Below are 13,046 nucleotides of genomic sequence, written 5' to 3' on the forward strand. Positions count from 1 at the left end.
CCACTATGTTATATAATGGTGGGATATTTTTTTGTTTTTTCAGAGGTTTATATTTTGTCTAATAAATCAGATTTAGATTTATTTTATCGTTCTCGACACGTTGAAAAGTTACTCCAAGAATTGCCCCCTTATGATCATAATAAATGGCTAAAAAAATCTTTAAGTTCTTTAGCTAAGTTAGTAAAAAGAGGACAAATTGATCGTTTAGAATGGAAAATTTTAAGTGCTACCCTGAAGGATTTAGAAAAGGGTTTTCGTCTTTTTTCTAACTATAGAGATACCAGAAAAATTACTATTTTTGGTTCTGCTAGAACTTCCCCTAACACCCCTGAATATGATCTCGCCGTTAATTTTGCCCAAAAAGTATCGGAGGAGGGTTTCATGGTGCTTACAGGGGCAGGAGGAGGCATTATGGAAGCAGGCAACAGGGGTGCTGGAACTGACAACTCTTTTGGTTTAAATGTCAAGTTACCTTTTGAGCAAAGTGCTAATGATTACATCGAAAATGATCATAAATTAATTAATTTTAAATACTTTTTTACTCGCAAATTATTCTTTTTAAAAGAAACAGATGCGATCGCACTTTTTCCGGGCGGTTTTGGCACCCAAGACGAAGCATTTGAAACCCTTACCCTGTGCCAGACGGGCAGACAACCCCCCATCCCCCTTATCCTGATAGATAAACCGGGGGGAAATTATTGGCAAAATTGGCAAAAATACATTGTGGATAATCTTGTCTTAGAAGGATATATTAACCCCGAAGATACAGATATTTATACAATTACCGACAACGTTGATACCGCCTACGAAATAATCAGTAAATTTTATCGAGTTTATCATTCTAGTTTGTATTGCAAAGACTTTTTTGTAATGAGATTAAACTGTGAATTAAAAGATGAGCAAATAGAAATATTAAACGATAAATTTAGCGATATATTAACCCAAGGAAAAATCACCAAAATCGAGTCCACCGACTCCCAAAGTAGTGGCACCATTGACGACTTACCCAGCATTGGTTTTTACTTCAATGAAAGAAAATTTAGTCGTATCTATCAAATGATTAACGTCATTAACAGTTTTGAATTAGATACCATTGCTTGTCATCAACCCCACATAAGATAATTAGTAATTGATAATGGATAATTAAACTTTAACTCAATTGACTATAAAAAAACTAAAATATTGTCACCATTGCCCATTCCCTACCTAAATAAAAAAACCATATCTAAAATTTGACGGTGAATAAACACATTCAACAAACCAAACTCCATAACGGCATTACCCTAGTAGTCATCGAGAATCCTACCACCGAAATTATTGCAGGAAGAATATTTTGTCGTAACGCAGGAAGTCGTTGGGAATCCCCTCAAAGCGCAGGAATTTTCCACCTTCTCGCCAGTGTTATGGCAAAAGGCACTAGAAATCTGTCATCCTTACAAATTGCCGAAAAAGTAGAAACCATTGGTGCTGCCCTTGGCACAGATACTTCTAGCGATTATTTTCTTACCAGCATTAAAACCGTCACCGATGATTTTAAGCCAATTTTAGAGCTAGGGGCAGAAATTTTACGTTATCCTTCCTTTCCTGAACAAGAATTGGAGTTAGAAAAAAGTATTACCCTACAAAATATTCTCTCTCAAAAAGAACAACCTTTTAATCTTGCCTTTAGTCAACTCAGGCAAATGATGTATGGGAAACATCCCTATGGTTTTTCTATTCTTGGTACGGAAGATAGCATCAAAAATTTAACCATTGAAGATTTAAAGAGCTTTCATCGTAAACACTTTCGTCCCGATAACCTTGTAATTAGTTTAGCAGGAAAAATTGATCTCGAACAAGCAACTTTGATGGTGAATGAAATATTTGGTGATTGGGAAAATCCTGATTATCCCATGGAGTCTTTGGTATCTATTCCTGTGGAGGCAAAATCTGCTTATCAAAAAATTGACCAACAAACTCAACAGTCTATTATTATGATGGGCTATATTACCCCTAGCATGGATAGTGAGGATTATCCTGTGTTAAAACTCATTAGCACTTATTTGGGTAATGGTTTATCGAGTCGGTTGTTTGTGGAGTTGAGAGAAAAAAGAGGGTTGGCGTATGATGTTTCTGCTTTTTATCCTACCCGTTTAGATAAGTCTCAGTTTGTTGTCTATATGGGTACTGCCCCTGTTAATGCCGAAATTGGGGCGGAGGGTTTACAAGCGGAAATAAGACGGTTACGGGAGATTACTCTTAGCGCTGAGGAGTTACAAACGGCGAAAAATAAGTTATTGGGGCAGTATGCTTTGGGTAAGCAGACTAATTCAGAGTTTGCCCAGATTTTTGGTTGGTATGAAACCCTTGGAATTGGTATTGACTACGATCGCACTTTCCAAGAGAATATTAATCAAGTTACGGTGCAACAAATTCGGGATGTGGCTAATAGGTATCTACGGGATGAGTTTCTTTGTACTTCTATTGTTGGGCCAAATTAATTGATAATTATCTTTTCTTGCCTATTGCCTACTAATCGGAATAAGATATTTTGGAAATGGTGAATTTTTCTAATTTCTCTTCGTCAATGTCAACTCCTATTCCTGCTTTGGGAGGAATATTGATGGTGGAGTCTTGGGGGTTTAATGTTATATCTTGGATGATAATATCTTCTTTAAAATAACGATTGGTGGCGGAAATATCGGCGGGTAGTTGAAATTGGGGAAGGCTAGAAAGATTAAGGTTTGTTGCCCTACCGATGCCTGATTCTAACATTCCTCCGCACCATAGTTTTATCCCTGCTTTTTCACAAAGATGATGGATTTTAATCGTGTTGGTAATACCTCCGACACGGGATTGTTTTAAATTTATTATTTGACAGGATTTAAGGGCGATCGCATTTAGGGTATCATTAACAGAATTAATGCTTTCATCGAGACATATGGGGGTTTTTATCTGGCATTGTAATTGACTATGTTGTAATAAGTCATCATAGGCTAGGGGTTGCTCAATCATTATCAAATTTAACCCATCGAGTTGTTTAAATAAATCTATATCATCCAGAGTAAACACCGAATTAGCATCCCCCATCAACATCACATCAGGATAACTTTTACGAATCGCCGTTAAACAAGATAAGGCATTATCAGGGGAGATTTTTAGTTTAATTCTTTGATAGCCTTCTTCTATATAACTATCTACCCTTGCCACTAAAACCTCAATACTAGACTGTAAAGAAACACTTACCCCCACCTGAATTTTTTCCCTGATTCCCCCCATATATTTCCATAAAGGTAATTTTTTTTTCTTGGCAAATAAATCCCATACCGCGCAATCTAGCGCTGATTTTGCCATGGGATGTCCTCTGACGGGGGATAATATTTTAATTACTTCTTGGGGGGAGTTTATTTTTTTATGAAGTAATAAAGGTATTAAAAAATCTTGTAAGATATGATGGGCAGTGGTAATGGTTTCATAATTGTAAAAAGGTTGGTTAAAAGTAGGACATTCTCCATAACCTATTAAGCCTTCACTATGGATTTTAACTATCAAACAACTATGACTATCTACATTAATTCCATTGGTTTTGAAAGGATAAGTAAACGGTATTTCCACATGGTATAAGTCAATTTGTTCGATTTTCATCGTTAATGTTTCGGGTTGGTTGGTTGGTGAAATTAACTATAGTTTTTTTTAATGGACAAAAGGGGCAAGGGGCTTAAGCCCATTGTTATTGTTAAATAGCTGGTAAACAAAACTTTGTTAGTAAAAAAATTATTATCAATTATCAATTATCAATTATCAATTGATTAACTGCCTTGAGAATATATTGAGATAAAGTAACCCCATCTACCCCTAAGACAGATAAATCATTACTAGCTAAAATCGCCCCCTGTTGATGTAACCAAGCCGCCGCTGCCACGGTATCAACATTCGTAATATCAGTAAAACTATTTTGGGCGAGTAAACCACCGATAAAACCACTCAATACATCTCCGCTTCCTCCTCTGGCTAGGGCAGGAGTGCCATGGGGTATAATCCATGTGTGACTATTATGGCTAATAATGGTTTTCGCACCTTTCCTTAAGATTGTAGCATTAAGGGCGATCGCCCCTTGTCTAGTTTCCTCGATTCTATCAGCCATACCCACAAAAGAAAAATCAGGAAATAAACGCTCAAATTCTCCATCATGGGGAGTCAAAACCGTTTTACCACCCCTATTTTTTAACTCATCCAGAAGATAATAACTTGCCACAATATTTAAAGCATCCGCATCCAACAAAATATCACAGTCACTACTAATTACCTGCTTAACCACCGTCACCGCTTCTTTTGTTAACCCCATACCACAACATACCCATTGATATTTTTCCCAATCCAACAAAGGCAGAGTTTCAATACTACCGAGGGGAGTTTCTCGACAACCAATTACTAATATTTCTGGCAATTGAGCATTAATAAGGGATTTTAAACTCTCAGGCACTACCATTGTCACCATGCCTACCCCACTACTTCTTGCCCCATAGGCAGAGAGTAAAGCCGCCCCAGCGTATTCTTTTGAGCCACAAATTAACAATAAATGTCCTTGTTTATACTTATACGTTGTCACATGACGGGGTAAGGGTAAGATGTCTTTTACTCTTTCTTGGCTTAGTAATTCTGTAACGGGAGACTCGGAGATAATATCGTTAACAAAACTAGCAGGTATATCAAAATCTATTCTTTCTACTTGCCCTAAATATTCTAAGGCTTTACTTTGCCAAATTCCTTTTTTATACAATCCTAAACAAAGGGTATATTTTGCCCGAATAGCCACCCCCAAAACTGCCCCCGTATCACTATGGATTCCCGAAGGAATATCAATACTAATGATAGGTTTATCCCAACTATTAACGATGTTTATATCTTCTGCTAAGTTATCGGTTATTTTTCTAGTTAAGCCAAAACCAAATAAACCATCAATCAATAGATTACAAATATTTAAGGCGTTAATACTATTAACAATTTGTATCCCTAAACTAGAAGCATATTTAAAGTGATGGGCGGTTAATTCTTTAAATTTCTCTATTAAAGGTGCGTAAATAACTACATCATATCCTTGACAATATAACTCCCTAGCAACTACTAAAGCATCACCCCCATTATGCCCACAACCAACGATAACTCCTACTAAAATTTTATGGTCTTTTAGGGGATATAATTCCATTATTTTTTGGGCAACTTTTAAAGATACTTTTTCCATTAAACTACCCACGGGCATTCCTGCGGAGAAAATTTCTTCCTCAATTAGCCTCATTTCTTCGGCGGTAACTAAAACGGTGGTTTTGTTTGAATACATATTGATTGACAATGGACAATGGACAATGGACAATGAAAGAGTATTTCTTATTTTATTAATCACTGTATTTTAAATCTGTTACCTGTAACCAGCAAACCTCATCACCTTGAAAATTATTATTCAGAATTGAGGTTAAATAGAGTAATTTTTTTTGACTAAAAATCATCTTCAACGAAATGTTATATCGGCTAGTGATTACGGAGAGTCAACGACAGGATAACCAAATTATATTACACCCTGACCAAGAACATTATTTACGTCGTGTGGTAAGACTAAATGATGGACAATCTTTTATTGTTATCAATGGCAAGGGGGATGGTTGGCAGGTGAAATTGACGGCTAATGGGGGAGAGATTACTGCCAAAATTGAAGAGAATCGGGAGTTACCCATTCAAGTTAACCTTATGGTTGCCCTACCCAAAGGGAGTGGTTTTGATGATATTGTCCGTTGTACCACAGAATTAGGAGTTAGTAGATTATACCCCGTAATGGGCGATCGCACTTTAGTTAAACCGAAGGAAAATAAATTAGTAAGATGGCGTAAAATTGCTGAGGAAGCATCGGAACAATGTGAAAGATTAATAGTACCCTATATTGCCCCTCCCCTACCTTTTTTAGAAGCCATTAAGCAAATAGAAGAAGATTCTCCCCGTTTTATTGCCGTTGCCCGTAACACCGAAAAACATCTTATTAACTCTATAAACCCCATGGATTTACCCTCTCAAATTACCATTGCCACAGGATGTGAAGGAGGATGGACTACAAAAGAGTTACAAAGTGCGATCGCCCATAATTTTCAACCCATCACCCTAGGAAAAAGAATACTAAGGGCAGTTACTGCCCCCATTGCCATTATGTCGTTAATAGCCTCCCTTGCCGAAAAATAATTTTTTTAAGTACAAGATAAAAACCATTATTCGCCATCAAATAACCCATGAAAGAGGATTAAATAATGTTTCCAGAAATTATTACCCACATTGATAACCAAGAATATGAAAAAGCCAAAGAATTAACAGATAAATTATCCTCAGAAGGAGAAGAACTACTCTGGAAAAACTATTATTATGGACTCATTGCCGAAAAAAGCCATTTAATAGAAGAAGCAGAAAATAAATATCGTCAAGTAATTAAAGATAGCGTATTTCCTCACCCTCAACTTACCAAAAATATTCGTGATGGCTTAGAAAGAATCAAACAAATAAAAACTATCCAAAAAGAAAAAGAAAATAAGAAAAGAGAAGAAAGAAAACAACAAACCCTAGCAGAATTTCAAGAAAATGAACATAGTAACGAACTAGCCATATTAGTTTTAAAACCCCTTCCCCCAGAAGAAAAAAATATGGTAGGAAAACAATTTGCCGAAATTATAAAAGTTGACCCCTACACCGCTAAACTACAAATACCTACCAGAAATTTAAGACTATATCAAACAGGAAATTATGGAGAATTAAACTACTATCAACAAGAGTTTAAAAGCATTAATATTAACTCCATTTGTTACTCTGTAAAAGAAATCAATAATCTCATAGTTTATCAAGTAAAATACGTAACCAAAATTGAAGAAAAAATTACCGTATTATGTAACGATAACTCATCCCAAGAAATAGAATTTACCTTCAACCCTCAAGAGATAATTAATCAAATTAATGCTACAGTACCCATCTTTGAAATGACAGTGCATACCAATGCTAAACGAAAACTTACCAGAAAAAAAGAAACCCTCGACTATATAAACTTTTGCGACTTACACCTTCCCCAAAATGACATAATACTGCGATTTAGTGATTATATCTATCAATTTGACCAAGGTATTAACCTATTTAACCAAGATAAAACCAGTCGAGATAAATGGTTAACCCTAATTAGATTTTTAAATGATAAAATTAGTGAAGTAAAAACCCATAATAACTTTACCCCCTTCGCCGAAGGTGCTATCCAATTTCCTGAAATGCTTAAACAAGTAAAATCAAATATCAACATTTTTAGGAAAGAAGAAACATTATGGGATGAAGCATTCCAACTCTATAGCGCCCTTATCTTGCTCGACAGTAAATAATTAACCATTATTTTTTTGCTTTTTATTTTTATTCTCAATTATCCATTACTTATTACCCAATCCATGAATAGCTCAAAAATTCCTAACTACTCCTCCGACTCTTTTAAACTTTTACCATTTCTCACCAAAAGCGGAGTCAGTATTATTTTTACCGTTGGTTTATTTTCTGTTTTTCATACCAGCAACAAAATTTTAGAAGGATGGAAAAATCTATTTCCCACCATCTCCAACGAAATCGATACCTCTCGGCTGATTATCCAAAAAATTCAAGGGGTAAGCGAATTAACCACCACCGTATTTGTCATGGATGCCGTTGTGCCTACTTCTTCTAGTCGTAAAATAGGAGATTGGGTAATCGGTGAAACAAATTTATTATATCTAGCAAGGGGAGAAGTTAGGGCTGGAATAGATTTGAGTAAAATTGACGAGCATAGCATTGCCCTAGAAGATAACATTTTGACTATTACCTTACCTGCCCCCCAAATTTTGGACTCTAAAATAGATGTCACTAAATCCCAAGTATATGATTATCATAGGGGATTTTTGGGTTTAGGACCTGATGTTGCTCCCGATTTACAAACCCAAGCCCAACGGCAAACCCTTAAAAAAGTGGTAGAATCTGCCTGTGAGGCTGATATTCTTGCCCAAGCTAACCAAAGGGCTATATTAACCGTTAGTCAATTAATGGACAATGCTGGGTATGATTCTGTACGTGTTAAAACAACTACGTCTAAGCAGTGTAAAGGCTGAAGTTGACTATGGGATTTTATTTATTATAGAGATTTACGACGGCGGCTAAGTCTTTGACTCTCAAACCATCTCCCTTGGCATCCATTTCCCAATCATTACCTTTACGAGTTAATTCTGCCATAATCATCGCCGTTTGCCCTGCATATTCTCCTCCCGAAAGGGTATAGCGGACAATTTCTTTTTGGTTGGTTAAATTTATTAAACGGATAAAGGCATTTTCTACCTGCCCAAAATCCTGTTGACGGTTAAAAGGGTCGTAAATATTAACAACAATTACAATTTTATATATATCTTGGGGTAATAGACTTAGATTGATCATAATTTGCTCATCATCCCCATCCCCTTCCCCTGTCAAGTTATCTCCTTGGTGCATAATGGCGGAGGAATAATGTCTTAAATTGCCAAAATAAATAACGTCTTTTTCGTGTCTGACTTTTTGATTTTCACTGATACAAATTACCGAAGCATCCAAGTCAAAATTACTATTGGTGGTGCTAAATAACCCCGATAAGAAACCGCCTTTTTTTTGTACTACATCCCACCCTAAACCACACATTAATTGCTGCAATTGAGGAGCTTCTTTTGTTAGGGAAATTCTTTGTCCTTTTTGTAAATTAATTGCCATGGTTGTTATTTTTACTCTCTTTTTAATCCCAATTGTAGCTCACTTATTTTTGAGGTAATTGTTAATTTTCTTTAACTTGGTTTATCAAGAATTATCAGATTTATTGACCAAACAAAAACCTAGTCCAACAAAGGTTATAATAGATTTATGATTAAAAGGATAGTTGCTTGTATGGCTGTTAGGGCAACAATCTTTCGTTCATGTTAATAAACAATTTTATTTTAGTTTTTTAGGAATGCAAGTTAACGATTTTATCTTTAAACAAAAGATTTCAGGCGCTCGTCGTCTTAGTAATTACCTAGTGGCGATCGCATCTACCATTGGTGGAGTAGGCTTTTTACTCGCAGGATTATCTAGTTATTTTCACACTGATTTTTTAAAGGTTAGCGATGTTTCAGGACTTCAATTTGTACCCCAAGGAATAGCCCTAAGTTTTTATGGTGTGGCGGGTACATTACTTGCTTCTTATTTATGGTTAAACATCTTTTTAAATGTAGGTAGTGGCTATAATAAATTTGACAAAAAAGAAGGAAAAGTAACTATTTATAGACAAGGTTTTTTAGGTAAAAATCGTGAGGTAAAAATAGTTTATGAAATGGATGATATTCAAGCTATTAGGGCAGAAATAAAAGAAGGATTAAATCCAAAAAGAACTCTTTATTTACGGGTAAAACCTAAAAGGGATATTCCTCTCACTCCTGTGGGTGAGCCTATCGCCCTTTCTACCTTAGAAAATCAAGGCGCTCAATTAGCCCGTTTTCTCACTGTACCTTTAGAGGGTTTATAAATATTTGAAGGGCGTTGCTCATTAAGGAATGGACAATTGACCATTATTAGACTTTATCATTTTGGGTGGGCATTGCTCACCCTTTAGTTTTTCTTATGAAAGATACAAAAAATATATATTGAACTTATATTGTTATTTAACTTATCCATGGCTACACTAAAAGATAGTTAAGCAAAAGCAATCAATAAATTAAGTCATGATAAATTTTACTTATCGTCAATTGTTCAGACAAATTCCCTTCACACCTTTAAATATCATCAAAGAAAAGTTGGGTAACTGGGATATTAGAGAAAAAACCATGGCAAAAAAAATTGTTAGTTTGATTCCTAATCAATGCCCTTTTGCTAAAGATATTTATTTATTTAACAAAAAGTTATTTACCATTCCTCCTCTTTGTAAATTAAATCCTTTGTATGAAGACTTGATGATGTTGCGTTTTCGTGCGTTATCTTTTCTCAGTGAAATAGGGGAAGATATAACCCCTTATTGTCAGTAATTATTGATTCACTATTTTTGATTTTCCTCCTGTTTTACTAATCAATTTGATGGATTGAATAGTGATAGTTTTTTCCAGTGCCTTTGCCATATCATATAGAGTCAGTGCCGTAACCGATACAGCCGTTAAGGCTTCCATTTCTACCCCTGTTTTGGCTTCAGTTTTTACCCTTGCCCGAATTTGATAACCACATAAATGCTCATCGGGGGTGATGGTGACTTCAATTTTACTCAGGGGTAAAGGATGACATAGGGGAATTAGGGCTGATGTTTGTTTGGCGGCCATGATACCTGCAATTTTTGCGGTACCTAATACATCTCCTTTGGGGGCATTTCCCGCTTCTATTTGCTCAAAGGTCGATTTGGTCATAATTACCTGCCCAAGGGCGATCGCCTCGCGCACAGTCACTTGTTTTTCAGACACATCCACCATCTGAGCAGAGCCAGATTCGTCCAAATGGGACAATTTTTTTTCAGAAAAATCTTGCATTTTAAAAAACTATTGGTTATTATATATAAGTGCCTAAATTAAGGGTGTGTAGCTTAGTGGATTAGAGCGGCTGACTACGGATCAGCAGGTCGGGGGTTCGAGTCCCTCCACGCCCGTTTTAAATTTCCTATAATCTATGGTAAATAGGGTCTTACATAGTTAATACCTTTATTTATGTAGAAATCACCGAAATATTGAAGATAATTATCTCTAATTTTAGTAAAAGCCTCATCCATTCTTTTTTTGCCATAAATTAAAAATTGAGCGGTGGAAAGAGCATAAAATTCTTGGGTTTTTCTCGCCAAATTTCTTTTAAAAGCCTCAATATATAAATCCCTACCTGTGTCAATTAACTCCTCTATTTCTGGAGAAAAAGTAATAAACTCACCATTGGCAAGGGGTATCTTTTTGTTTTTAATAGATGACATGGATAAGTGCATACATTCCCTAGTTTTTTCCAAAGAAAGACATTCTTGATCTTGTCTTCTATAGGCCCATTGGGTACATCCGTTGGTAATTTCTAAAGCCCTTAAAAAAGCTAATTTATCAAGATCTTCAGAACTAATTTTTTCCCATTCTTCCAAGTAACTTGTTACCTGTTGTTTAAACTGTTTTTCATCTTTTTCAAAATAAGATTTTAACTCTTCAATTTGTGCTAACTGTTCCCAATTTATATTCATTTTTTACGATAAAATAATTGATTTAATATATGATGTCATTAATGGTAATTTTCAAAAATTAGTCTTTTATATCCCTAGTTTGATAAATCTACAAAAACCCTTTCTCCAGAGCTTAATCCGCTTAAAATTTGAGTTTGATCATTAACCGATATACCAATGGTTACGGGGCGAAATTCAGGCTCGTTATTTTCATCGGGTACCATTACTCCTGTTTCTCCTTCCTCGGTGACGATGGCGACGGTAGGCACGGTGAGGGTGTTGTTTAGTTGCTCTCCTAGAAATGTTACTTCCACATTCATTCTCGATAATAGTTTTTCCTGTTGTTGGGGAATGGCAATGGTTACTTCAAAGGAGGTTACATTTTGTTCCACGATCGCCTCGGGGGCAATTTTTTGTACAATACCTTCAAAGACTTCATCAGGGTAAGCATCAGCTACGATTTGCACAGGTTGTCCCGCTTCTATTTGACGCAAATCAATTTCAGGAATTTTGGCAATCACTTCTAAGCCCCTAGCAAGGGCAATAATGGAACTAGAGGTGGCAGAGGTGGTGGCGGAAGCGGAGGTGGTGGGGGTTACAAAAGCTCCTTCGGAGGCAAATTTCTGGGTGACAATACCATCAAAGGGCGCGGTGATAAAGGTATCTTGAAATTGGATTTCTGCTATTTTTAAATTAGCTTCAGCGGCTTGAATATTGGCTCTGAGGCGCTCAATCTCGGCTTCTCCCCTTAGCTGTCTTTCTTGGATAGAGGCTTGAATTTCCGCAACGTTGGCTTCTAGTCGTCTAATTTCTGGCTCGGCGGTGTTTTCTATTTCCTGAATCCGTTGTACTATTTCTTGGATTCGGGCTTGGGCTACCAAAAATTCATTGGCAACACGGTCAAATTCATCTTGGGATATAACCCCTTCTTGGAGGAGGGCTTGATTTCTCTGGGTTTGAATTTCAGCGAGTCTTAGTCTTGATTCTGCTTCCCTAAGTTGCGATCGCGCTTGCTCTGAGCGTAGGGGAATGCGTCTTCTTGACTCCTCAAGGGTAGCCATGGCTTGAGCCAATCTTGTTTCCAATACTTGTAAGTCTGCACGGGTTCTAATGTCTGTTTCTTGGGCGCCTGCCTGGGCTTCTGCTAACCTTGCTTGGGCCCCTGCCCCTTGGGCAAAAAGTTCTTCATTTTGCATTACAGCGATGGGTTGCCCTTCTTGAACAATACTACCCTGCTCGACCAATAAACGGGTTAAAATACCGGGGTTTTTGGGGCTAATATTGACGCTTTGTACAGGCTGAACCACTCCACTAGCTCTAATTTCAAGGGTTAGTGGTCGTTGGGTAACTAATACTGTGTTTTCATCTAACCGACTGGTGGCATTAGGACGATTCAAAATGCCATAGGTTGCACCGCCTAGTAATAATATTCCCCCAATCATCGCCCCGATAATCCAAGGGAGAGGGTTTTTTTCTTTTTCAACATTACTGACTGTCATAAATTAGATGGTTTTTGTATATAGTTCAATTTTTACACATTATTATAAAACCTTACTAAGGATTATAAAATTTATCACATCTCCATATTTTTTTTGAACAAAAAAGGGGAATCATTGTTCCCCCCTTTAATTATTATCAAAAATTTTGGGTATAAAACCCCGTCATTCATGACGGCTTTATATTTATTACAAGATATATTAATAAATTGTAAGCATAGATGGTATACTACCATTTAGTTTAACAACCCCCAGCAGATGCTGAATCTAACGTTCAACTACAAGCTAAAACCTACGGCGAAGCAAATAGAAATCATTGAGCATAATCTTGATGTCTGTAAGTCAGTATGGAATCACGGTTTGTATGAACG

The 13,046-nt window shown here is 36.4% G+C and carries 14 protein-coding genes and 1 tRNA gene; 9 read left to right on the forward strand and 6 right to left on the reverse strand.

Annotation, left to right across the window (positions count from 1 at the left end):
* The first annotated feature begins 54 nt into the window (after nucleotides 1-54).
* Nucleotides 55-1,122: an LOG family protein gene (locus tag ACXITR_RS08990; protein ID WP_457996890.1), complete on the forward strand. Its 1,068-nt coding sequence runs from the start codon at nucleotides 55-57 to the stop codon at nucleotides 1,120-1,122.
* 116 nt (nucleotides 1,123-1,238) lie between these two features.
* Nucleotides 1,239-2,480 carry a M16 family metallopeptidase gene (locus ACXITR_RS08995; RefSeq protein WP_457996891.1) on the forward strand — a complete coding sequence of 414 codons (1,242 nt, stop codon included), beginning with the start codon at nucleotides 1,239-1,241 and terminating at the stop codon, nucleotides 2,478-2,480.
* 31 nt (nucleotides 2,481-2,511) lie between these two features.
* On the opposite strand, the gene menC is transcribed toward ACXITR_RS08995, so the two are convergent.
* Together menC and ACXITR_RS09005 are read right to left on the reverse strand one after the other, a co-directional pair.
* Nucleotides 2,512-3,624, reverse strand: coding sequence for an o-succinylbenzoate synthase (gene menC, locus ACXITR_RS09000; protein ID WP_457996892.1), 1,113 nt, complete (start codon nucleotides 3,622-3,624; stop codon nucleotides 2,512-2,514).
* Between the two features lie 142 nt (nucleotides 3,625-3,766).
* Nucleotides 3,767-5,317, reverse strand: coding sequence for an NAD(P)H-hydrate dehydratase (locus ACXITR_RS09005; protein ID WP_457996893.1), 1,551 nt, complete (start codon nucleotides 5,315-5,317; stop codon nucleotides 3,767-3,769).
* Nucleotides 5,318-5,493: 176 nt separating this feature from the next.
* Between ACXITR_RS09005 and ACXITR_RS09010 the strand changes: the two genes are divergently transcribed.
* From ACXITR_RS09010 to ACXITR_RS09020, 3 genes are all read left to right on the forward strand, one after another.
* A complete protein-coding gene (locus ACXITR_RS09010) occupies nucleotides 5,494-6,204 on the forward strand; it encodes a 16S rRNA (uracil(1498)-N(3))-methyltransferase (protein ID WP_457996894.1) in 711 nt (236 codons plus the stop codon).
* Between the two features lie 65 nt (nucleotides 6,205-6,269).
* Nucleotides 6,270-7,373 carry a tetratricopeptide repeat protein gene (locus ACXITR_RS09015; protein ID WP_457996895.1) on the forward strand — a complete coding sequence of 368 codons (1,104 nt, stop codon included), beginning with the start codon at nucleotides 6,270-6,272 and terminating at the stop codon, nucleotides 7,371-7,373.
* A gap of 63 nt (nucleotides 7,374-7,436) precedes the next feature.
* Nucleotides 7,437-8,123, forward strand: coding sequence for a DUF4230 domain-containing protein (locus tag ACXITR_RS09020; protein ID WP_457996896.1), 687 nt, complete (start codon nucleotides 7,437-7,439; stop codon nucleotides 8,121-8,123).
* 16 nt (nucleotides 8,124-8,139) lie between these two features.
* On the opposite strand, the gene ACXITR_RS09025 is transcribed toward ACXITR_RS09020, so the two are convergent.
* Nucleotides 8,140-8,748: a TerD family protein gene (locus tag ACXITR_RS09025; RefSeq protein WP_457996897.1), complete on the reverse strand. Its 609-nt coding sequence runs from the start codon at nucleotides 8,746-8,748 to the stop codon at nucleotides 8,140-8,142.
* 235 nt (nucleotides 8,749-8,983) lie between these two features.
* Here ACXITR_RS09025 and ACXITR_RS09030 point away from each other — a divergent pair, with 235 nt between their 5' ends.
* Complete coding sequence (locus ACXITR_RS09030; protein ID WP_457996898.1) at nucleotides 8,984-9,535, forward strand: photosystem I assembly protein Ycf4; 552 nt, start codon at nucleotides 8,984-8,986, stop codon at nucleotides 9,533-9,535.
* 196 nt (nucleotides 9,536-9,731) lie between these two features.
* On the forward strand, nucleotides 9,732-10,031 hold the full coding sequence (locus ACXITR_RS09035) for a Mo-dependent nitrogenase C-terminal domain-containing protein (RefSeq protein ID WP_457996899.1): 300 nt from the start codon (nucleotides 9,732-9,734) through the stop codon (nucleotides 10,029-10,031).
* On the opposite strand, the gene moaC is transcribed toward ACXITR_RS09035, so the two are convergent.
* Nucleotides 10,032-10,520 (reverse strand): cyclic pyranopterin monophosphate synthase MoaC, encoded by a 489-nt coding sequence (gene moaC, locus ACXITR_RS09040; protein WP_457996900.1) that lies wholly within the window; start codon nucleotides 10,518-10,520, stop codon nucleotides 10,032-10,034. It lies immediately after the preceding gene.
* A gap of 42 nt (nucleotides 10,521-10,562) precedes the next feature.
* On the opposite strand from moaC, the gene ACXITR_RS09045 reads away from it, so the two are divergent.
* Nucleotides 10,563-10,636, forward strand: a tRNA-Arg gene (locus ACXITR_RS09045).
* A gap of 18 nt (nucleotides 10,637-10,654) precedes the next feature.
* Here ACXITR_RS09045 and ACXITR_RS09050 read toward each other — a convergent pair.
* Both ACXITR_RS09050 and ACXITR_RS09055 read right to left on the reverse strand, forming a co-directional pair.
* Complete coding sequence (locus ACXITR_RS09050) at nucleotides 10,655-11,200, reverse strand: hypothetical protein (protein WP_457996901.1); 546 nt, start codon at nucleotides 11,198-11,200, stop codon at nucleotides 10,655-10,657.
* 74 nt (nucleotides 11,201-11,274) lie between these two features.
* Nucleotides 11,275-12,678: an efflux RND transporter periplasmic adaptor subunit gene (locus ACXITR_RS09055; protein WP_457996902.1), complete on the reverse strand. Its 1,404-nt coding sequence runs from the start codon at nucleotides 12,676-12,678 to the stop codon at nucleotides 11,275-11,277.
* Nucleotides 12,679-12,933: 255 nt separating this feature from the next.
* On the opposite strand from ACXITR_RS09055, the gene ACXITR_RS09060 reads away from it, so the two are divergent.
* Nucleotides 12,934-13,046, forward strand: a 113-nt coding sequence (locus tag ACXITR_RS09060) for a helix-turn-helix domain-containing protein (RefSeq protein ID WP_457995976.1), incomplete at its 3' end; no start/stop codon positions are given.

It is taken from the genome of Cyanobacterium sp., assembly GCF_054166785.1.